At 72.2% G+C, this 20,918-nt stretch carries 20 protein-coding genes; 12 read left to right on the top strand and 8 right to left on the bottom strand.

Features of this window, described 5'->3' with window-relative positions; genetic code table 11:
- The first annotated feature begins 207 nt into the window (after window positions 1-207).
- Window positions 208-1,071 (top strand): ABC transporter permease, encoded by an 864-nt coding sequence (locus HS99_RS25360; protein ID WP_030286597.1) that lies wholly within the window; start codon window positions 208-210, stop codon window positions 1,069-1,071.
- 87 nt (window positions 1,072-1,158) lie between these two features.
- Here the strand turns inward: HS99_RS25360 and greA are convergent, their stop codons facing one another.
- Complete coding sequence (greA, locus tag HS99_RS25355; protein WP_030286600.1) at window positions 1,159-1,659, bottom strand: transcription elongation factor GreA; 501 nt, start codon at window positions 1,657-1,659, stop codon at window positions 1,159-1,161.
- A gap of 378 nt (window positions 1,660-2,037) precedes the next feature.
- Window positions 2,038-2,451, bottom strand: a complete 414-nt coding sequence (locus HS99_RS25350) for a DUF4307 domain-containing protein (RefSeq protein WP_030286602.1) — start codon at window positions 2,449-2,451, stop codon at window positions 2,038-2,040.
- 240 nt (window positions 2,452-2,691) lie between these two features.
- Here HS99_RS25350 and mca point away from each other — a divergent pair, with 240 nt between their 5' ends.
- The 4 genes from mca to HS99_RS25330 all read left to right on the top strand — a co-directional run bounded on the left by mca (window position 2,692) and on the right by HS99_RS25330 (window position 6,905).
- On the top strand, window positions 2,692-3,594 hold the full coding sequence (mca, locus tag HS99_RS25345; RefSeq protein WP_046385489.1) for a mycothiol conjugate amidase Mca: 903 nt from the start codon (window positions 2,692-2,694) through the stop codon (window positions 3,592-3,594).
- Between the two features lie 48 nt (window positions 3,595-3,642).
- Window positions 3,643-3,834: a hypothetical protein gene (locus HS99_RS25340; RefSeq protein WP_030286605.1), complete on the top strand. Its 192-nt coding sequence runs from the start codon at window positions 3,643-3,645 to the stop codon at window positions 3,832-3,834.
- Window positions 3,835-3,947: 113 nt separating this feature from the next.
- Window positions 3,948-5,993, top strand: a complete 2,046-nt coding sequence (locus HS99_RS25335; protein WP_063737920.1) for a thioredoxin domain-containing protein — start codon at window positions 3,948-3,950, stop codon at window positions 5,991-5,993.
- A 39-nt stretch (window positions 5,994-6,032) separates the two neighbouring features.
- Entirely contained in the window at window positions 6,033-6,905 is an 873-nt protein-coding gene (locus HS99_RS25330) for a GNAT family N-acetyltransferase (RefSeq protein WP_030286609.1), read from the top strand.
- Here the strand turns inward: HS99_RS25330 and HS99_RS25325 are convergent.
- Window positions 6,902-7,228, bottom strand: a complete 327-nt coding sequence (locus tag HS99_RS25325) for a hypothetical protein (protein ID WP_030286611.1) — start codon at window positions 7,226-7,228, stop codon at window positions 6,902-6,904. The two genes, HS99_RS25330 and HS99_RS25325, sit on opposite strands and share 4 nt — an antisense overlap.
- 125 nt (window positions 7,229-7,353) lie before the next feature.
- On the opposite strand from HS99_RS25325, the gene HS99_RS25320 reads away from it, so the two are divergent.
- Together HS99_RS25320 and HS99_RS25315 are read left to right on the top strand one after the other, a co-directional pair.
- Complete coding sequence (locus HS99_RS25320) at window positions 7,354-9,030, top strand: alpha/beta hydrolase (protein ID WP_030554287.1); 1,677 nt, start codon at window positions 7,354-7,356, stop codon at window positions 9,028-9,030.
- Entirely contained in the window at window positions 9,027-9,641 is a 615-nt protein-coding gene (locus HS99_RS25315; protein WP_141763807.1) for a hypothetical protein, read from the top strand. Before HS99_RS25320 ends, HS99_RS25315 begins: the two co-directional genes overlap by 4 nt.
- Before the next feature lie 8 nt (window positions 9,642-9,649).
- Here HS99_RS25315 and HS99_RS25310 read toward each other — a convergent pair whose 3' ends face one another.
- A complete protein-coding gene (locus HS99_RS25310) occupies window positions 9,650-10,576 on the bottom strand; it encodes a hypothetical protein (protein WP_030286618.1) in 927 nt (308 codons plus the stop codon).
- Window positions 10,577-10,873: 297 nt separating this feature from the next.
- On the opposite strand from HS99_RS25310, the gene HS99_RS25305 reads away from it, so the two are divergent.
- Both HS99_RS25305 and HS99_RS25300 read left to right on the top strand, forming a co-directional pair.
- Window positions 10,874-11,548: a papain-like cysteine protease family protein gene (locus HS99_RS25305; protein ID WP_030286620.1), complete on the top strand. Its 675-nt coding sequence runs from the start codon at window positions 10,874-10,876 to the stop codon at window positions 11,546-11,548.
- Between the two features lie 8 nt (window positions 11,549-11,556).
- On the top strand, window positions 11,557-12,501 hold the full coding sequence (locus tag HS99_RS25300) for a hypothetical protein (protein WP_046386361.1): 945 nt from the start codon (window positions 11,557-11,559) through the stop codon (window positions 12,499-12,501).
- Window positions 12,502-12,592: 91 nt separating this feature from the next.
- Here the strand turns inward: HS99_RS25300 and HS99_RS25295 are convergent, their stop codons facing one another.
- Window positions 12,593-13,249 (bottom strand): TetR family transcriptional regulator, encoded by a 657-nt coding sequence (locus HS99_RS25295; protein ID WP_046386360.1) that lies wholly within the window; start codon window positions 13,247-13,249, stop codon window positions 12,593-12,595.
- Between the two features lie 8 nt (window positions 13,250-13,257).
- Window positions 13,258-14,844, bottom strand: coding sequence for an MFS transporter (locus HS99_RS25290; RefSeq protein WP_030554295.1), 1,587 nt, complete (start codon window positions 14,842-14,844; stop codon window positions 13,258-13,260).
- 308 nt (window positions 14,845-15,152) lie between these two features.
- Here HS99_RS25290 and HS99_RS25285 point away from each other — a divergent pair, with 308 nt between their 5' ends.
- Window positions 15,153-15,701 (top strand): hypothetical protein, encoded by a 549-nt coding sequence (locus HS99_RS25285; protein WP_030554297.1) that lies wholly within the window; start codon window positions 15,153-15,155, stop codon window positions 15,699-15,701.
- Here HS99_RS25285 and trhA read toward each other — a convergent pair.
- Window positions 15,672-16,364 carry a PAQR family membrane homeostasis protein TrhA gene (gene trhA, locus HS99_RS25280; protein WP_030554299.1) on the bottom strand — a complete coding sequence of 231 codons (693 nt, stop codon included), beginning with the start codon at window positions 16,362-16,364 and terminating at the stop codon, window positions 15,672-15,674. The two genes, HS99_RS25285 and trhA, sit on opposite strands and share 30 nt — an antisense overlap.
- A 285-nt stretch (window positions 16,365-16,649) precedes the next feature.
- On the opposite strand from trhA, the gene HS99_RS25275 reads away from it, so the two are divergent.
- Window positions 16,650-18,476: a phosphoenolpyruvate carboxykinase (GTP) gene (locus HS99_RS25275; RefSeq protein WP_030286627.1), complete on the top strand. Its 1,827-nt coding sequence runs from the start codon at window positions 16,650-16,652 to the stop codon at window positions 18,474-18,476.
- Window positions 18,477-18,635: 159 nt separating this feature from the next.
- Here the strand turns inward: HS99_RS25275 and HS99_RS25270 are convergent, their stop codons facing one another.
- Window positions 18,636-19,850 (bottom strand): pyridoxal phosphate-dependent aminotransferase, encoded by a 1,215-nt coding sequence (locus HS99_RS25270; protein WP_030554302.1) that lies wholly within the window; start codon window positions 19,848-19,850, stop codon window positions 18,636-18,638.
- A gap of 268 nt (window positions 19,851-20,118) precedes the next feature.
- On the opposite strand from HS99_RS25270, the gene HS99_RS25265 reads away from it, so the two are divergent.
- Window positions 20,119-20,823 carry a prepilin peptidase gene (locus HS99_RS25265; RefSeq protein WP_141763806.1) on the top strand — a complete coding sequence of 235 codons (705 nt, stop codon included), beginning with the start codon at window positions 20,119-20,121 and terminating at the stop codon, window positions 20,821-20,823.
- Window positions 20,824-20,918 lie beyond the last annotated feature (95 nt).

Raw genomic sequence — 20,918 nt, 5'->3', positions numbered from 1 at the left:
TAGGGCGGTCAGCTGGGTTCGGACGGCGCGCAGCAGCGGGGTGTCGTGCGGCGGGAGCGCGGGGGCCAGGTCGGTGAGCTGGCGGCCGCGTTCGCGCAGTTGGTCGGCGGCGGCGCGCCGGCGCGGGCGGCGCGGGCGGCACGGACGGCGACGGCGGTCGGGGACCGGACCAGCAGCAGGCCGTCACGGCCGGAACGGAGCACTGAGATGAGCACCGGAACGGCCACCGAGCACGCCGTCGGCGGGGCGGTGCCGACCCCCCGCCGGGGCCTGTCCGCGACCCTTCACGACTCCTGGGTCGTCGCCAAGCGCAATCTCCGCCGGATGTCCAGGATCCCCGAGATCGTGGTGTTCGGGCTCATGCAGCCGGTCATGTTCGTGCTGCTGTTCTCGTACGTCATGGGCGGGGCGATCAAGATCCCCGGGGCGAACTCCAGTTCCGACACGTACATCCAGTTCCTGATGGCCGGCATCTTCGCCCAGACCGTCACCTTCGCCACCGCCGGCGCCTCGGCCGGCATCGCGGAGGACATGACCAAGGGGCTGGTGGACCGCTTCCGCTCGCTGCCGATGGCCCGCTCGGCGGTGCTGGTCGGGCGCACCCTCGCGGACCTGTGCCAGACCGCGTTCACCGTGGTCGTGCTGGCGCTGGTCGCGCTGGCGGTCGGCTGGCGGGTGCACGACGGGGTGCTCAGTGCGCTCGGCGCCTTCGGCCTGCTGCTCCTGCTCGGTTACGCCTTCTCCTGGATCGGTGCGCTGATCGGGCTGTCGGTGCGCAGCCCCGAGGCGGCCACCTCGGCCGGGCTGATCTGGCTCTTCCCGCTGACCTTCGTGTCCAACGCCTTCGTACCGGTCAGCTCGATGCCGGGCTGGCTGCAGGGCGTCGCGTACTGGAACCCGTTCAGCGCGACGGTGCAGGCCTGCCGGGACCTCTTCGGCAACCAGGTCGGGCCGGTGGACAACACCTGGCCGATGCAGCACGCGGCGCTGGTGTCGGTGCTGTGGTCGCTGGTGATCACGGCGGTGTTCTCCTGGCTGTCGGTGCGCAAGTACCGCTCGGCCGTGGGGTGAAACGTCACTGTCGGGGAACGCCCGAGGGCGGTCGCGGAGTCCTCTGCGGGACTGCGCGACCGCCCTCGGCGGTGTTCGCGGGCCGGGTCAGCCGGCGTGCGGCACGACCTTGACGATCTTCACCATGGCCGGCTTGCCGTTCGGCAGCTCGTAGGTGGCCTCGTCGCCGATCTTCTTGCCGTCGATCGCGCGGCCCAGCGGCGACTGCGGCGAGTAGACGTCCAGGTCGTCGGCGCCCGCCACCTCGCGCGAGGCGAGCAGGAACTCCATGAGGTCGTCCTCGTCGCCGTCGAAGGCGACCGTCACGACCATGCCCGGGGCCACCACGCCGGAGTCGGCCGGGGCTTCGCCGACCTTGGCGCGCTCCAGCAGCTGGGTCAGCTGGCGGATGCGCAGCTCGTACTTGCCCTGCTCTTCCTTCGCCGCGTGGTAGCCGGCGTTCTCCTTGAGGTCACCCTCCTCGCGCGCCGCCTCGATCTTCTGGGCGATCTCGATGCGCCAGGGCCCGGTCAGGTGATCCAGCTCGGCCTTGAGCTGGTCGTAGCCGGCCTGAGTGAGCCAGGTCACGTTCTCACTGGTCTGGGTCACAGGTGCTCCTCGTAGGTGCTGGGGGCTGTGCTGAGGGAGTCAGTCGTCAGCAGGGTCGTCGGTGATATCGGTCGTAACTACAAAGCAACGCCCGCTCCCGTACCATCCGGTGCGGAAGGGGCGAAACCACGAGCCTAACAAGTCCTGCCGACAAGCGGGAGAGGCGTTGTCGTGGCATTGACGGTGGCGTTGCGCCACGGTGTACAGCAACCGGGTGCGGGACTTCCTACGGATGCCCGTTCCGTCGGGGGAGTATGCGTCCCCTGGCCGTTCGGGGCCCACTTTCCGCCCGCGTCCGGCGCATGTCCCGCGCGTGTCCCCGCCCGCGTGCCGGGCGCGTCCGTCCGCGTGCCCGGGCGCGTTCCGTCCGCTCGCCGGCTACTTCGCCGGGGTGCAGCCCAACAGCTCGGCCGTGGTGCCGCGGGCGGTGGTGCGCAGGGTGACGGTGGCGTCGTAGCTCGACCCGGCCGCCGGGACCGGGAAGTCGGCCACCCCGACCACCGCGTGGTCGTCGCTCTGCGAGCGGACCGTGCAGGTGCCGGCCGTACCGTCGCTCTTGCTCACCGACAGGTGCAGCTGCACCTCGGAGTCGGAGAGCACCTGGAAGGTCGGCACCGAGCCGTTGATCTTGGACTCGCGCAGCAGGTAGGAGCCGCCCAGCCAGGCGATCAGCCCCAGCCCGAGCACGCCGCAGACCGCGCCGACCACCTTCAGGCGGCGGTCCGACTCGCCGTCGCCGCGCCGGCCGTAGCGCCCTTCGGGCAACTGCGTGGCGGTGCTCTGTGCCGTCATCGGACTCCGTCCTCTCCTAGGGAGGGGCCGCGCGGGCGGTGCAGGGGAATGCGACGGTCCTCCAGTCCGTCACTATAGGAGGGGCTCGCCCGCGGCCGGTCCGGCGGGGGCGGAGATCGGCCGCGCCGGAGACCGGCCGCAGGCCGGCCTTGCGGCGACGCGGTCCCGAAGTGAGCGGTTCGTACGGTGGGCAGACCCGACTTCGCGGAACGCCCGATGATGTGGAAGGAACGCAAGGCGTTGACTGAGCAGTTGCGACTGATGGCGGTGCACGCCCACCCGGACGACGAGTCCAGCAAGGGCGCGGCCACCATGGCCATGTACGTCGAGCAGGGTGTGGACGTGCTCGTGGCCACCTGCACGGGGGGCGAGCGCGGGTCGGTTCTCAACCCCAAGCTCCAGGGGGACCCGTACATCGAGGAGAACATCCACGAGGTGCGCCGCAAGGAGATGGACGAGGCGCGGGCGATCCTCGGCGTCAAGCAGGCCTGGCTGGGCTTCGTCGACTCCGGCCTGCCGGAGGGCGACCCGCTGCCCCCGCTGCCCGAGGGCTGCTTCGCCCTGGAGGACGTCAAGCAGGCGGCCGAGCCGCTGGTCCGGCTGATCCGCGAGTTCAAGCCGCAGGTCATCACGACCTACGACGAGAACGGCGGCTACCCGCACCCGGACCACATCATGACCCACAAGATCACCATGCTGGCCTTCGACGCCGCTGGCGACCCGGACGCCTACCCCGAGGCCGGCGAGCCCTGGCAGCCGCTCAAGCTCTACTACAACCACGGCTTCCCGATGGGCCGCATCCGCGCGCTGCACCAGTACCTCACCGAGCACGGCCACGACTCCCCGTACGGCGAGTGGATCGCCGGCTGGGAGAAGAGCGGCCGCGAGGAGCGCGCGATCACCACCCGGGTCCGCTGCGGCGACTGGTTCGAGACCCGCGACCGGGCGCTGATCGCCCACGCCACCCAGATCGACCCGGACGGCCCGTGGTTCCGCGTCCCGCTGGAGGTCCAGCGCGAGGTCTGGCCCACCGAGGACTACGAGCTCGCCCGTACCCTGATTGACGTGGACCTCCCGGAGGACGACCTGTTCGCCGGACTGCGCACCCCCACCCTGGCGGCAGAGGCCGCCGCGCGCGACTGACCCACCCCCGACGGTCCGGCTCGGCGTGAGCCGGGCCACCATAGAGATATGAGTGCCCCCGTGAACCTCATCCACCTCGCCGCTGACCTCGCCGTCGACGACGCCAAGGTCACCCCCGGTCTCCTCGGCTTCGTCGTCTTCGCCGCCCTCGGCGTGGCGACGTGGTTCCTGGCCAAGTCGATGAACCGGCAGTTCAAGAAGGTCGACTTCACGGAGGAGCCGGAAACCCCGAAGGAGTGACCCGCCCCGGCCGGCTCCCGCCTCCGTTCGTGGGGGCCGGCCCAGGCGGACTCGGCGAGGTGCGGGGCCGGGCCTGACGCGTCCGTGGGGACGGATGCGCGAGGATGGGGGGCATGCCGAACCGTCTCGCGGACGCGACCTCGCCGTACCTGCTGCAGCATGCCGAGAATCCGGTCGACTGGTGGCCGTGGGGGCCGGAGGCCTTCGAGGAGGCCGAGCGGCGGGGGGTGCCGGTGCTGCTGAGCGTCGGGTACGCCGCTTGTCACTGGTGTCACGTGATGGCGCACGAGAGCTTCGAGGACGCGGGGCTCGCCGGGTACCTGAACGAGCGGTTCGTCGCGGTCAAGGTGGACCGGGAGGAGCGGCCGGACGTCGACGCGGTGTACATGGAGGCCGTGCAGGCCGCGACCGGACAGGGCGGTTGGCCGATGACGGTCTTCCTCACGCCCGACAAGGAGCCGTTCTACTTCGGCACCTACTTCCCGCCGCAGCCCCGGCACGGGATGCCGTCCTTCCGGCAGGTGCTGGAGGGCGTGGACGCGGCCTGGCGGGACCGCCGGCAGGAGGTCGGGGAGGTCGCCGGGCGGATCCGGGCCGACCTGGCCGAGCGGGCCGCCGTCTACTCCGCCGGCGCCCACCACCCGCCGGGCGACGCCGACCTGCACCAGGCGCTGGTCGCGCTCAGCCGGGAGTTCGACCAGACCCGCGGCGGCTTCGGCGGGGCACCCAAGTTCCCGCCGGCCATGGTCATCGAGTTCCTGCTGCGCCACCACGCCCGGACCGGTTCGGAGGCTGCGCTGGAGATGGCCGTCCGCACCGGCGAGGCGATGGCCCGCGGCGGCATCCACGACCAGCTCGGCGGCGGCTTCGCCCGGTACGCGGTGGACGCCGACTGGGTGGTGCCGCACTTCGAGAAGATGCTGTACGACAACGCCCTGCTGCTGCGGGTCTACCTGCACCTGTGGCGGGCCACCGGCTCCGAACTCGCCCGTCGGGTCGCGCTGTCCACGGCCGACTTCCTGCTGAGCGAACTCCGCACGCCCGAGGGGGCGTTCGCCTCCGCCCTGGACGCCGACAGCCTGGACGAGGAGACCGGCGCCTCCGCCGAGGGCGCCTACTACGTCTGGGAGCCGGGGCAGTTGGTCGACCTGCTCGGCCCCGCCGACGCGGCCACCGCCGCCCGGCTGTTCACCGTCACCGCCGACGGCACCTTCGAGCACGGCACCTCCGTACTCCAACTCCTGGCCGACCCGGAGGACTTCGCCGAGTACGAGGAGATCCGGCGGCGGATGTTCGAGGCGCGGGCGTCCCGGCCAGCCCCCGCCCGGGACGACAAGGTGGTCGCCGCCTGGAACGGCCTCGCCATCGCCGCGCTCGCCGAGACCGGCGCCCTGCTCGACCGCCCCGACCTCGTCGAGGCCGCCGAACGCGCCGCCGACCTGCTGCTCGCCGTCCACCTCACCCCCGACGGTCGGCTGCTGCGCACCTCCCGGGACGGCCGGCCCGGCACCAACGCCGGCGTCCTGGAGGACTACGCGGACACCGCCGAGGGCTTCCTCGCGCTGTACGCCGTCACCGGCGAGGCGGAGTGGCTCCAGCTGGCGGGCGGCCTGCTCGACACCGTGCTCAAGCACTTCACCGACGAGGCCTCCGGCGCGCTCTACGACACCGCCGACGACGCCGAGGAGCTCATCCGCCGCCCCCAGGACCCGACCGACAACGCCACCCCCTCCGGCTGGACCGCCGCCGCCGGAGCCCTGCTCGGCTACGCCGCGTACACCGGCTCCGACCGGCACCGCACGGCCGCCGAACGCGCCCTCGGCATCGTCGGCGCACTGGCCGGGCGGGCCCCGCGGTTCATCGGCTGGGGCCTCGCCGTCGCCGAGGCGCTGCAGGACGGGCCGCGCGAGATCGCGGTCGTCGGCCCCGCCGACGCCCGGCCACCGCGGCGCTGCGCCGGGCCGCGCTGCTGGCACGCGTCCGGGGCGGTGCTCGCGGTCGGCGCACCGGGGGAGGCCGCCGCCGAGGTGCCGCTGCTGGCGGACCGGCCGCTGGTCGGCGGTGCGCCCGCCGCGTACGTCTGCCGGCACTTCGCCTGCGAGGCGCCGACCACCGATCCCGCCGCGCTCGGCGCGCGGCTGGGGGTCGTACTCGAATAACCGTTGGCGGGCGTGCATCGAGCGGGGCGAGGATGGGTCATGACGTGGACCCTCAGCACTTCGCTCGACGACTTCCGCAGTCGGGCGGACGCCTTCCTGGCCGCCCGCCCCGCCGAGAACACCGTCCTGATCACCATCGCCCACCGGCTCGCCGAGGCCGGGCTCGACGTGTTCGGGGAGCGCCCGCCGGTCTTCGGCTGGTGGCAGGCCGAGCCGGACGGCCCGGTCGGGGGCGCCTTCCTCCAGACGCCGCCGTTCGCCCCCAGGCTCTCCGCCATGCCGCAGGCGGCGGCCGTCGAACTGGCGGTCCGGCTGGCAGCGGCCGGGGCCGGGTTCACCGAGGTCACCGGGGTCGGCGGGGGAACGGAACAGGTCCGGGCCTTCGCCGAGGCCTGGACGGCCGCCACCGGTGCCGGACAGTCCGTTCGGGTCGAGGAACGGCTCTACCGGCTCGGCGAGTTGGCCGGCCCGCCGCGCCCGCCGGCCGGCCGCCACCGGCTCGCCGGCCCTGCTGACCGGGCACTGGCGATCCGGTGGTGGCAGGAGTTCCTGCTCGAAGTCAAGGTCCAAGCCCACGACGTGGCACGGGCGGTGGACGACAGGATCGCGTCCGGCGGCCTCCACCTCTGGGAGGACGCCGGCACCCCCGTCGCCCTGGCCGGCAGCAGCCCGGTGCTCGCCGGGATGTCCCGCATCGGCCCCGTCTACACCCCCGCCGACCTCCGCGGCCGCGGGTACGCCAGCGCAGTGACCGCCGCCGCCTCCGCCCACGTCCTCGGTCTGGGCGCGGAGGAGGTGCTGCTCTACACCGACCTCGACAACCCGACCAGCAACTCCATCTACCAGCAGATCGGCTACCGGCCGGTGGAGGACTGCCTGGTGCTGGACTTCCAAGCGCCGTCAGAGAGTTAGGCATCCCTGGTCAGGTGGCCGCCGGTCACCCCGACCACCTTCGTCTCGAAGGGGTCGGAGACCGGCGCCGCGCCGGGCGGCGGCAGGTGGTCGGCGTTCTGGTAGCCCTGCGCACAGGTGATCAGGTTGGCCCCGGCCGTCTTCATGTCGGTGGAGAGCCCGTCCAGCAGGGTCTTCCACGCGCTGCTGCACCCCGTCAGCGCCGCCCCGCTCTGCCACCCGGCCAGGCTCCCGGCGGCCGTGGCGCTGGGCTCCGCCAGCTTCGCGGTCTCGTCGGGGACCTTCCCGGCGACCGTCAGCGCGTTGTTCCCGGCAGCGGTCAACTCGCCTGGTTTGACCGTGAATCCGGGATCCTGTCCCATGGCTTCCCCCTGGCTTCCGTGTCGGCTGCGGACGCTATGGTAGCTGTGAGTGTCGTGGGGGACACAAGGCGCACGGGGGGCCGGGGATGGACATCGCAAGCCTGCGGAACGCCAAGTTGGCGGACCTCTACACGGCGGCGGGAGCGTACGACACGCTGGCCAAGGCGATGTCGCAGCATGCCACGGACTGGAAGAGCGGGACCACGGACCGGGTCCACGGCTCCCAGTGGACCGGACCCACGGCCGATGCCGCGCTCCCGGTGCTGGACGGCCTGACCAGCAAGATGAGCGCGGCGACGACGGAGCTCGGCCTCATCGGCAAGGAGATGCGCGACTGCGCCGACGCCATGACGCTGGCCCAGGACAGGCTCACCAACGCGCTGTCCGAGGCGCAGAGCAAGGGCTTCAGGGTCAGCGACACCGGCGCCGTGAGCTGGCCCGCGTCGACCAACCCGTACCAGGCTCCCGACTGGGAGACCAAGCAGAAGGCGGCCGCCGACGAGATCAGCAAGCAGATCGCCAAGGCACTGTCCGACGCGGCCGAGGCCGACGGCGCCCTGACCGACACGCTCAACAAGTTCGCGGGGCATGCCAAGGACAAGTCGGGCCTGGACGAGAAGACGGCCGGTGCCGACGCGTACATGGACCAGTTCGGCAATGCGTCCAACCCGGCGTGGCGGTGGAGCATGCCCCTCAAGGACGCGCCCCCCACCGAAGTCAACTCCTGGTGGAAGGGGCTCGGCCCGCAGGGCCAGCAGTGGTACATCAGTCACCACCCGGAGGCGATCGGCAACCTCGACGGCATCCCGGCGGAGGTCCGGGACCAGGTGAACCGCAAGCACCTGGAGGACGTGATGGGGCCCATCAGGGCCAAGCAGAAGCTGGGCCAGCCGCTGGACTCCAGCGACAAGGCGAACCTCGTCCTCTACGGGCCGATCGACGCCCGCCTCGCCGACAGCAAGGGCGACCCGCCGGTCTACCTGTTGGGCCTCGGCGACGAGGGCCAGGGCCGGGCGGTCCTCTCGTTCGGGAACCCGGACACCGCGACCGACATCTCCGCCTACGTGCCGGGGATCACCACCACCATGGACAGCCTCGGGCCGGGGGCGAACGACGGTACCAACGAGGCGGAGAACGCGCTGAACCTCTACCGTGCCGCGAGCGGCAAGGCCCCGGCCGGCCACTCCGTCGCCTCGGTCGTGTGGCTCGGGTACGACTCGCCGGGGGCGGACCTCGGGGCCGCGTCGACGAAGGCGGGCAAGGACGGCGCCCCGGCGTACGCCCAGTTCCTGAGCGGGGTACGGGCGAGCCACGAGGGCACTCAGCCGCCGCACGTCACCTCGGTCGGGCACAGCTACGGTTCGTACCTGGTCGGCCAGGCCACCAAGCTCGCCACCCAGCCGGGCTCGCACTACGTGGCCCCGGACGACGTGGTCTTCATCGGCAGCCCGGGCGTCGGCGTGGACAAGGCCTCCGACCTCAGGATGCCCCCCGGTCACGTCTGGGTCGGTGCCGCCGACAACGATGTCGTGACGCACGCCCCGTCGAAGCTCAGCCTCGATCCGGACGAACGCTGGTACGGACGGGATCCGTCGAGCAAGCACTTCGGAGCGAACCGCTTCACCGTCGACGACTGGAGCCGCGGCAACCCCATCGACGCGCACACCAAGTACCTGAACGGGCGGGGCGGCCCCTCGCTGGACAACATCGCGGCCGTCGTCACGGGCAGCGGGGACGTCAAGCTGCAGGGGCGACGCGGGTGAAGCGGCCACGACGTGCGCTGGGCTGTTCCGTGGCGGCGGCGGCCGTGCTGGCCGCCGGGTGCGGGCTGTTCTACAACGGGTACGGCCCGATGGCACTGATGGACCGGGGCTCCATCCGGAGTGCGGGTGAGGCGAAGGGACAGCTCGACGACACCCTTCAGACCGCCATGGGCGCGGTCAGCCCCTCGCTGAGCTACTTCGGGGGTGTTTACGTCGTCGAACGCGCTCCGGAGCACGCCGACGGCGAGCCGAGCCTGCGGTCCAGCGTTACGGCCTCGGTCTCCGTCCGGACGAAGGTGGCTCCGGCGAAGGTGCCGGTGCTGCTGGACCGGATGAAGCAGGTCTGGGGCGGAGAGTGCCGACCCGAAGTCACCACGGAGGCCGGGGCGAAGCGCTACACGGACCTGAACTGTTCCGGACGCGGAGACACCCTGTTCACGTTGTCGGTGGTCAGTTCCCCGACCGTCCCGACCGAGCAGGTGCTCATGAGTGCAGAGGCGTTCGTGGTGCGCTACCAGCCCGCAGGGGACTACGGGGCCTCCCCCGTCGGCCCACAGCTGACCGGGCACGAGCCCGGCCCTGACCTCGACGACCCCTACTGGTCGCACTGACAGCCCCCTCACTCCCAGTCCCAGCGGATCCCCAGGATGCAGGGCCGTACCGCCGTTGCCACCAGGTGGACGCAGCGGTGGCCGTCGAGGGTCAGCTCCTCTGTCTCGTAGGGGGCTCCGCCGGGGGAGTGGAGGGCGAAGCGGTGGCAGCGGACGGGGAGGGCGGTGGGGTGGAAGGTGATCTGGAGGACGTACTGGCCGGCGCCGGAGTTGAAGCCGCGGACGTATTCGCAGCTCGGGTCGGGGGAGGGGGCGTCGTCGAAGCCGTAGCCGAGGAGGTGGGTGTCGCCGGCGCGGAGGCGGCGGTCGAGGAGGAGTTCGGCGGCGAGCAGGTGGTGGGCGTGGTCGCGGCGGATGCGACCGGGGCGGCAGTTCTCCTCGGCGCGGACGCCGACCAGGGAGATGTCGCTGCCCGGGTCGCCCTGGTAGAGGGCGAGGTATCGGTCGATGCCGTCGCGGTGGGCGCGCAGGGCGTGTTGGGAGTCGCGGCGGGTGACTTGGCGGTCGGGGCCGATCCGGACGCGTTCGATGTGGGTGATGGTGTGCAGGCCGGTGTCGCGGGGGCTGGCCAGGGTGGCGAGCAGGTGGTCGACGGCGGTGGCCGGGGAGATCAGGTCGCGGTACGGGCGTACGGGCGGCCCGACGGTGGTGGTGGCGCGGCGGGGGCCGAGGAGCCGGGTGAGGGAGTGTTCGGGCAGGTCGAGGACGTCTTCGAGGGCGGCGACGGCGCGCAGTGACTCGGGGCGTTCCGGGCGGCGTCGACCCTGCTGCCAGTAACTGAGGCTGGTGAGACCGATGTTGACGCCGCGCAGCGCGAGGTGGCGGCGGATGCGGTGCAGGGCGAGGCCGCGGGCGGTGATGGCGGTGCGCAGGGCGAGGTGGAAGGGGCCGGTGCGCAGGGCGGCGGCGAGGTCGGGGGGTTCGCTTCGGTGGATGGCGGCCTCCTGGCTGGTTCCGAGCGTGCGCGGACCTGCGCGGACCTGCGCGGGCCGGCGCAGACCGGGTTTTGACCGTGAATATTCACATCCGCGCGGCGGTTTGTCACCGGTCCGGGCGTCTCGCGCTGCGGTTTCCCGGGCGCCGTTCACATCCGGGCCGCTCCGTTCACACCGTGATCGGGCCCCGCCCAGGGCCGTTGACCAGCCACCGACAACGGCGCGATGCTCAGGGCGCGATCCGGACCGCGCCCCCACGCAGCACCTCGCTCCATTCGCGCAAGGAGGCATCCCCACATGCCAGTTCCACGGATACGGCTGCGCCGCGCGGTCGCCCTGCTCGCCCTGGGCGTGCTGGGTCCGGCGCTCACCGCCGCGGCGACCACCCCCGCGGTCGCAGCCACCGCCGCCCCCACCACCGCTCACGACCGGGCCGGCCAGCACCAGGTCCGTCCGGCGGCAGCGCCCGGCAGTACGGCCGATCTGGCCGGCACGTACAAGAAGCTCAACATCACCATGCAGCAGCAACAGCAGACCAACTGGTGCTGGGCGGCGAGCGGCAACACCATCGCCACCTGGTTCGGCTACAGCTACAGCCAGAACCAGTTCTGCAACGCCGCGTTCGGCCGCTCGATCGACTCCAGCTGCCCCAACAGCCAGGCCTCGCTGGCGGACGTGCAGAACGGGCTGGACTGGATCGGCATCAACCCGGGCTCGTACGTCACCGGGTACCTGCGCTACAGCACCGTGCAGTCCGAGGTGGACGCAAACCGGCCGGTCGAGACGCGCATCCAGTGGAGCTCGGGCGGCGGGCACATGCACGTCCTGTACGGCTACGACACCGGCAACAACTGGGTCTACTGGGGCGACCCGTGGCCGTCCAACTACCGCTACAACTGGGCGGACTACTGGTACTACGTGAACAACGACACGTTCTCGTGGACCCACTCCCTGTACCGGATCGGCGCGTGAGGACGACCATGACCGAGCTCAGCAAGGCCCGTCGGGCCGCCGTCACCGCCCTGCTCGCCGCCGGCCTCGCGCTGGTGACCGCCCAGGCCGCGCACGCCGACCTCGCCGCCCACGCCGACACCTCCGGCCATGCCGACACCTCCGCCCAGGGCGCCGCCCCCGCCCAGGGTGACCCCGAACCGGTGCCCGCCGCCGACCTGGCCCGCGCCCACAGCGCGGTCCAGGACCCGACGGTGCTCGACAAGGTGGGCCACTTCTTCGCCCGCAAGGGCGTGCCACCGACCCGGCAGCTGACGATCGGCGCCGCCGAGGAGGCGAAGGCCGCGCAGGACGAGGCTCCCCGCCTGGCCGGGGACACCGTGCCGGTCTACACCCTGGACGCCGGGTTCGTGGCCGGCACCCCGGGTGCCCCGGTGGCGAAGGTCGAGTTCACGGCGAGCAAGGTGGTCGCGGCGGACGGACAGACCGCCTCGGTCTGGACGGTCCGCCAGGGCGATGCCTGGCGGGTCGTCAACATCGCCTCCGGCGGCGACGAGAGCGACTACGCGGCGAAGGCGGCGGACGGCGGCGGTACGGCCTTCCGGGAACCGCAGGTCAACGCCTGGTACGTGCTGCGCGACGGCCGGGTGCTGCCACTGGACGACGAGGCCCGGCGCTCGGTGGGCGCGGGCGGGGTGTCGCTGGCCGCGTACCAGAAGCTGGTGCACCAGCGGTACGGGGACAAGCTGCCCGGCTCGACGTACGACCGGGAGGGCAGGGGCGGCGGCTACCGGCTGGACGCCGCGGCGGAAGCCGGACCCGGAGCCGCCGCGCAGGCCGCCCCGCAGGCCGCCGCGGACCACGACTCGGCGATCCCGGCCGTGACGGCGGCCGCGGCGCTGGGCGCCACCGCGCTGGCGGCCGCCGGCGTGGGTGCGGGCGCGGTGCTGCGGCGGAAGCGGGCGATCCGCTGATCCGGCGGACACCCACCGGGGCCCGGCTCGCTGAGCCGGGCCCCGGACCGCGATCGCTCCGCGCAGAGCGAGCAGTCCGACCAGAACCCGCTCACACCCCGGCGAACCCGCTCTCCAGCAGCGCGAAGGTGCGGTCGACCAGGTCGGCGATGTCCTCCCGGCCGTCGCCCGCGGCCCACTGGAGCACGGCCTCGGTGGTGGCGGCGCCGATGGCGGCGGCGGTGACCCGCATGTCGTACGTGGGTTCGTCGAGGCCGGCCCGTCGGGTGAGGACGTCGAGATAGAGCTCGTGCGGGCTGTTGCCGATGCGGAACAGTCCGGCGCGCAGCGCGGGGACCTGGGTGACCAGCCGCATCCGGGTCAGCAGTTCCTGGCGTTCGTGCTGGAGCAGGGTGCGGATCAGGCCGATGAGGGTCTCCCGGCAGGACCGCAGAAAGGGTTCGCCGGCCGGGCGGGCCATCAGGGAGGCGATCATCGCCGGGTCGTACTCGTCGGTGAGGACGAGGTCCTCCTTGGTGGCGAAGTACCGGAAGAACGTGGAGGGGGAGACCTCCGCGGCGGCCGCGATCTGCTCCACCGTGGTGTTCTCGTAGCCCTGTTCCACGAACAGCCGGTACGCCTCGCGGCGCACGGTCTGCCGGGTCTTGAGCTTCTTGCGCTCGCGCAGTGACAGCGGCGCCTCCAGCAGCGCCTGGACCGGGTTGGTCGGGGCATCCGGGAGGATCGCGTTCGGCTGCTCGGGCGTCATGTCCCCGATTATCGGGGATCTCCGGCGTCGGCTGCCCGGGCGGCGGGTCCGGCCTCGGCCGCGCCCGCGGGCTCGGCGGCGGGCATCCGGGCCGCGACCAGTACCGCCGAGCCGACCGCGACCAGCCCGGCGACCAGCAGCACGACCGTCATGCCGTGCACGTACGCCGTGTGCGCTGCCGCGCCGAGCGCCGGCCGTCCGGTCTCCCGGGCGATGGCGTCGGCGGCGACCACCGACTTCCCGGCCCGGTGGGCGGCCCCGGCCGACAGTCCGCCGGTGTCGAGCGCGCCCCGGTAGGCCCCGGCGAGCAGGCTGCCGAAGGCGGCGATCCCGACGGCGCCGCCGACCTGCCGCAGGGTCTGGAGCAGTCCGGAGCCGACCCCGGCCCGGGCGGGCGGCAGGGTGATCAGGGCGGAGGACTGGGCGGTGATCAGCGACAGGCCCATGCCGACGCCGAGGACGGTGAGCCAGACCGCGGCCCGCCCGTACCCGTCGGAGCCGTCGGTGCGGCTGCCGAACAGCAGCGCGGCGCCGAGCAGGGCCAGACCGAGCGTGATCACCGCGCGGGCGCCGATCCGGGTGACCAGCGGTTCGGTGAACCTGGCGGCGGCCAGCAGTCCGAGCATCATCGGCATCAGCCGCAGCCCGGAGCCGAGGGCGTCGGTGCCCAGGACGCTCTGGAAGTAGAGCGGTAGGACGAAGAAGGCGCCGAACAGGACGAGTGAGATCAGCGTGGCGGCGACCGAGGACCAGCGGAAGGTCGGGTCGGCGAGCAGGGTGAGGTCGAGCATCGGGTCGCTCTGGCGGCGGCTGCGCAGCACCAGTGCGGTGAGCAGGAGCACCGAGCCGATCAGGGTGGCGAGCACCAGCGGGTCGTTCCAGCCGCGGTCGGCGCCCTCGATGATGCCGTAGGTGAGCGCGCCGAGCCCGGTGGCGGCGAGGACGGTGCCGGGCAGGTCCATCCGGGGCGCGGCGGGGTTGCGGCTCTCGGGCAGCAGCAGGACGCAGGCGACGATGCCGATCGCGGTCAGCGGGACGTTGACCGCGAAGACCGAGCCCCACCAGAAGTGCTGGAGCAACAGGCCTCCGATCAGCGGTCCGAGCGGGGCGCCGCCGGCGATGGCGGCGGTGAGGATCGCGGTGGCCCGGCGCTGTTCGGCGGCCGGGAAGATCGCGGGTATCACCGCGAGCGACATGGGCATCACGAGCGCCCCGGCCAGACCCATCGCGGCGCGGGCGGCGATCAGGGTGCCGGGGGAGTCGGTGAGCATCCCGACGGCGGAGGCGAGTCCGAACAGGGCGAGGCCGGCGGTGAGGGTGCGGCGGCGGCCGTAGCGGTCGCCGAGCAGGCCGGCCGGGAGCATCGCGGCGGCGAAGACCAGCGTGTAGGCGTCGACGATCCACTGCTGCTGCCCGGTGCCGGCCTGCAGCTGTGCGGCCAGGGTGGGCAGGGCGACGTTGAGGATCGTCATGTCGAAGCTGATCACCAGGACGCTCAGGGCGACGGCGACCAGGGCGAGCCACCGGCGCGGGTCGGCGGCCGTGCCGGGGGCGGCGGGAGCGGTGGTGGTGGGTGTGGGCGGAGCGGTGGACATGCGGCCTCCAACGGGCTTGTGTGATAGTTGCTGTCAAATGACAGTAACTATCAAAAGGAGGTGGCCGTCAACGCGGATCATCGTGACCATCTGATGACTCTTCGTGACGTGTCCTGGAAGTGCTGCTTCCGCACGAGGAATTGACGCAACGTTGATCTGTCGTTCGCCGCCTCGGGGCGGCGCCGGGTGACTGTCGGTAGATACCATGTGGCAATCGGTCAGTGCTGACCGGACGCGTGCCGAGAGCGGAGAAGGGGTGGGGCGGCAGGAGCCGACCACGAGCCCGGCGCCGGGAAAGGGGAGCCGAAGTGGCCGACAGTGACGACAGGCAGGCGAGTACCCAGGTGTGGGGTGCGGCCGTGGTGGTGGGTTCCGCGCTGGCCGTGGTCGCGGCCTATCTGATCAACGGCGCCCCGCTGGTGCTGGTGGTCGCCGGGATCGAGACGGTGTTGGTCATGGTTTACGTCGGCCGCCGTTGGCGCGCGCTGCACCGGGAGGCGGTCCCGGCCGGGCACCGGCTGCGGCGCGGCATCCCCGACGCCGCCCACTGCGATCGCTGCCGCCGGGCCCGGGAGGCGCTGGACGCCCGCCAGGAGCACGGGGCTGCGGGGAGTGCCGGGTCGGCCGTCCGCGCGGTGCGCGCCGTGCGCCCGGAGGCCGCCCCGGAACTGACGGAGCTGCCGTCCGCGCCGGAGTCCGGCACCGCCGACCACCCGTCCTCCCCGCGCCGCCCGCAGGGCCGGGCCCCGTACGAGCGGCCCTGGACGGCCGAACGGGCGGCCACCCGGTCCGTGGACCGGTCGACCGCCCGTCGAAGTGCGCCGGGTTCAGCCGGCCGCGCTGTACGCCACCAGTGAGACGCCGACGTACTGGACGATGAAGGCGCCGAGGGTGAAGGCATGGAACACCTCGTGGAAGCCGAACCAGCGCGGTGACGGGTTGGGCCGCTTGAGCCCGTACACCACGCCGCCGATGCTGTAGAGCACGCCGCCGACGATCATCAGCACCAGGACGGCGACCCCGCCGGTGCGCAGGAAGTCCGGCAGGAAGAACGCGGCGGCCCAGCCCAGCGCGATGTACACGGGTGTGTACAGCCAGCGCGGCGCGCCGACCCAGAACACCCGGAACGCTATTCCGGCGAGCGCCCCGCCCCAGGCGACCCAGAGCAGCAGCTGCTGGGCGGCGCCCTTGAGCAGCAGGATCGTGAACGGCGTGTAGGTGCCCGCGATGATCAGGAAGATGTTCGCGTGGTCCAGCCGCCGCAGCACGGCGTCCCCGCGCGGGCCCCAGTCGAAGCGGTGGTACACCGCGCTGACCCCGAACAGCAGCCAGGCGCTGACCGAGTAGATCGCGCAGGCGATCTTGGCCGGAGTGGAGTCGGCCAGGCAGATCAGCACGATCCCGGCGGCGACGGTGGCGGGGAACATCCCGGCGTGCAGCCAGCCGCGCCACTTCGGCTTGCTCTCCCGGTGCTCGACCGGGTCCTCCCCAATGCTCTCCGCGAGCACAGCAGCAGTCATGGGCAGCATGCTACCGGCGACCTACGGAACCGTAGGTTACTGGCGCGTATGGAAGTGGCGATCATCACTCTTGGACGTTTTGGAGTATTTGAAGTGTGGCCCCGCGCACTCCGGCCCGGACGTGAGCGAGCTTCTACTGGCCGGTAATCGTACTTTCCGTAGTAAAAGATGCGTCAATTTCGCCTCGACGCCGCATTCCGGCCTCGGGTCCGGAGCTACGCTGCAAGCACCCTCAGACCCCCGCAACGCCGTCTCCTCGACGAGACGGCGTGAAACGGAGCGATCGTGTCGTACGAGATCTCTGCTCTCAGCGCATCCGCGCCCACCCGCCACAAGCAGCTGCTCGCTTGGGTGAGCGAGATCGCCGAGCTCACCCAGCCGGACCGCATCGAGTGGTGCGACGGTTCCGACGAGGAGTACCAGCGCCTCGCGGACCTGCTGGTGGCTCAGGGCACCTTCAAGAAGCTGAACGAGGAGAAGCGCCCCAACTCCTACTACGCCGCCTCGGACCCTTCGGACGTGGCGCGCGTCGAGGACCGCACGTTCATCTGTTCCGAGCAGGAGAAGGACGCCGGCCCGACCAACAACTGGAAGGCGCCCGCCGAGATGCGGGAGCTCTTCCAGGGCGAGCAGGGCCTGTTCCGCGGCGCGATGAAGGGCCGCACGATGTACGTCGTGCCCTTCTCGATGGGCCCCGTGGGCTCCCCGCTGGCCGCGTACGGCGTCGAGATCACCGACTCCGCCTACGTCGCCGTGTCGATGCGCGTGATGACCCGCATGGGCCAGGCCGTGCTCGACCAGCTCGGCGAGGACGGGGAGTTCGTCAAGGCCGTGCACACCGTCGGCGCCCCGCTGGCCGAGGGCCAGGCGGACGTGCCGTGGCCGTGCAACAGCACCAAGTACATCTCGCACTTCCCGGAGACCAAGGAGATCTGGTCCTTCGGCTCCGGCTACGGCGGCAACGCCCTGCTCGGCAAGAAGTGCTACGCGCTGCGCATCGCCTCGACCATGGCCCGCGACGAGGGCTGGCTGGCCGAGCACATGCTGATCCTGAAGCTCACCCCGCCGTCCGGCGAGGTCAAGTACGTCGCGGCCGCCTTCCCGTCGGCCTGCGGCAAGACCAACCTGGCCATGCTCCAGCCGACCATCCCGGGCTGGAAGGTCGAGACCATCGGCGACGACATCGCCTGGATGCGCTTCGGCGAGGACGGCCGCCTGTACGCCATCAACCCCGAGGCCGGCTTCTTCGGCGTCGCTCCCGGTACCGGCGTGGACACCAACGCCAACGCCATCGACACCCTCTGGGGCAACACCGTCTTCACCAACGTCGCCCTCACCGACGACGGCGACGTGTGGTGGGAGGGTCTCACCGAGGAGCCCCCGGCGCACCTCACCGACTGGCGCGGCAACGACTGGACCCCGGAGTCCGGCACCCCGGCCGCCCACCCGAACGCCCGCTTCGCCGTCCCGGCCGCGCAGTGCCCGACCATCGCCCCGGAGTGGGAGGACCCGGCGGGCGTGCCGATCTCGGCGATCCTGTTCGGCGGCCGCCGCGCCACCGCCGTCCCGCTGGTGACCGAGTCCTTCGACTGGCAGCACGGCGTCTTCCTGGGCGCCAACATCGCCTCGGAGAAGACCGCCGCCGCCGAGGGCACCGTCGGCGAGCTGCGCCGCGACCCGTTCGCGATGCTGCCGTTCTGCGGCTACAACATGGGCGACTACTTCGCCCACTGGCTGAAGGTCGGCGCCCAGGCGGACGCCGCCAAGCTGCCGAAGATCTACTACGTCAACTGGTTCCGCAAGAACGCCGAGGGCAAGTTCGTCTGGCCCGGCTACGGCGAGAACAGCCGCGTGCTCAAGTGGATCGTCGAGCGCCTGGAGGGCACCGCCGAGGGCGTCGAGACCCCGATCGGAGTGCTGCCGAAGGTCGACGGCTTCGACCTGGGTGACCTGAAGCTGTCCGAGGAGGACCTCGCCCTGCTCTTCACCGTGGACGCCGACATCTGGCGCCAGGAGGCCGCGCTCGTGCCGGCCCACCTGGAGCTGTTCGGCGACCACACCCCGAAGGAGCTGTGGGACGAGTACCGGAGCCTGGTCGCGCGACTCGGCTGAGCCTGAGCCTCAGTCGAGCGAGAGGTCGGCGCGCGGCACGAACCGCGCGCCGACCGAGTGACGGGACGGCCGGAGTTCCGCCGGGTGGTCTTTCCCCGACCAAGGAGACCACCCGGGCCGGGACTCCGGCCGTAGTGTTCTCCCCGCCGTGGAGCGGGATCAGGGCTGGGTGTAGCCGCTGAGGAAGTCGCCGATCCGGGTCACCGCTTCGGTGATCTCCTCCGGCCGGGGCAGCGTGACCAGCCGGAAGTGGTCCGGTTCGGGCCAGTTGAAGCCGGTGCCCTGGACCAGCAGGATGCGCTGGGAGCGCAGCAGGTCCAGCACCATCTGGGCGTCGTCCCTGATCTTGTAGACCTTCGGGTCCAGCCGGGGGAAGGCGTACAGCGCGCCCTTCGGCTTGACGCAGCTCACCCCCGGGATCTGGTTCAGCAGCTCGTGCGCGGCGTCGCGCGAGGCGAGCAGCCGGCCGCCGGGCAGCACCAGGTCCTTGATCGACTGCCGTCCGCCGAGCGCGGCGGCCACCGCGTGCTGGGCGGGCATGTTGGCGCACAGCCGCATCGAGGCGAGCACGGTCAGGCCCTCGATGTAGCTGCGGGCGGGCTGGCGGTCGCCCGAGAGCACCATCCAGCCGGAGCGGAAGCCCGCGACCCGGTACGACTTGGACAATCCGTTGAAGGTGACGCAGAAGAGGTCCGGGGCCAGGGTGGCCAGCGGGACGTGCTCGGCGTCGTCGTAGAGGATCTTGTCGTAGATCTCGTCCGCGTAGACCACCAGCTTGTGCCGGCGGGCGATCTCGACGATGCCCTCCAGCACCTCACGCGGGTATACCGCGCCGGTCGGGTTGTTCGGGTTGATCACCACGATGGCCCTGGTCCGGTCGGTGATCCTGGCCTCGATGTCGGCGAGGTCCGGGTACCACTCGGCCTGCTCGTCGCAGCGGTAGTGCACCGCCGTGCCGCCGGCCAGCGAGACCGAGGCCGTCCACAGCGGGTAGTCCGGCGCCGGGACGAGCACCTCGTCGCCGTCGTCCAGCAGTGCGGTCATGGCCAGCTGGATCAGCTCGGAGACGCCGTTGCCGAGGAAGACGTCGTCGACGGAGAGCCCGTGCAGCCCGCGGTCCTCGTAGTGCATGACGACCGCGCGGCGGGCCGAGAGCAGCCCCTTGGAGTCGCCGTACCCGTGCGCGTTCGCCAGGTTGCGCAGGATGTCCTGGAGGATCTCCGGGGGCGCCTCGAAGCCGAAGGTGGCCGGGTTGCCGGTGTTGAGCTTGAGGATGCGGTGGCCCTGTTCCTCCAGCCGCATCGCCTCGTCGAGAACCGGACCGCGGATGTCGTAGCAGACATTGGCGAGCTTGCTGGACTGGATGACCTGCATGCCTGCCTACTTTAGGGGCAGGCCGGGGCCCGCGTCGGCCATCCGGGGACCCGGCTCGCGGGCCCCGGGAGCGGCCCTTGGATCCGCAGGCGCCGACTTCGAACGGCCTTCCGAACCAGTGGCCCGATGTTCGGAATGCTCGCGTACGCGAGGAACGCGGCCGGTTTCCCGGACGGAAGGAGACGGACAGCACACCGCCCGGCCGCCGCGGACGGGAAGATGGGCCCCGGTGCGTCGACGACGAGGGGGTGGACCGGTGGTGGCGGTCGTGTCCGGGGCGGTACTGGTCGGTCTCCTGCTGGCTCCGCTGCTGCGCGGACTGATCGCCCGCTTCGCCGTGCCCGAGGGCGAACCCTGGTGCGAGGCCTGCCCGTTGTGCGGCCGCACGATCGGGCGGCTGCTGCCGCCGACCGGGCGCTGCCCGGGCTGCCGGGGGCGCCTCGGAGCCGGGGCCGGGACGGTGGAGGCGGTGGCGGCGGCGGTCGCGGTCGCGGTGGCGTACGCGGCGGAGGGGCCGCAGACGGCGGCGCTCGTCTGGGCGGGCGCGCTCGGCGTGGCGCTCGGCTTCACGGACGGGCGGGTGCGCCGGCTGCCCTACCGGCTGACCGTGCCGCTGCTGGCCGGGGTGGCCGCGCTGCTGGCGGTGGCGGCGCTGGCCGAGGGGCGCCCGGGGGTGCTGCTGCGCTGTCTGCTGGTCGCGCTGGCCGTCGGGGCGCTGCTCGAAGTCGCCGTCCAGATCGGCGCGTTGGGCCCCGGCGACTCCCCCCTCGGGCTCGCCCTGGGCGGGCTGCTCGGCTGGTACGGCTGGTGGGTCGCGATCGGCGGGCTGTTCGCCGCGGTGGTGCTCGCCGGTCTCTGGGGCACCCTGCGGGCCGCGGCCCTGCTGGTCCGCCGGCGTTCCTGGCGCGGACTCGAGGTCCCGGTGGGCCCGTTCCTGCTGCTCGGCGCGCTCACCGCGCTGCTCACCCGGTGAGCCGGTGACGGAACGGGGCCCGCCGTACCGGAACCGGTACGGCGGGCCCCGCCGTCGGCGCGCGGGCCCCACCCTCGAGGAGCGGCGCGCCGAAG

Origin of the sequence: Kitasatospora aureofaciens (genome assembly GCF_001188955.3) — a bacterium.
Lineage (GTDB): Bacteria > Actinomycetota > Actinomycetes > Streptomycetales > Streptomycetaceae > Kitasatospora > Kitasatospora aureofaciens.
This window is presented reverse-complemented; position numbering and strand designations above follow the sequence as displayed.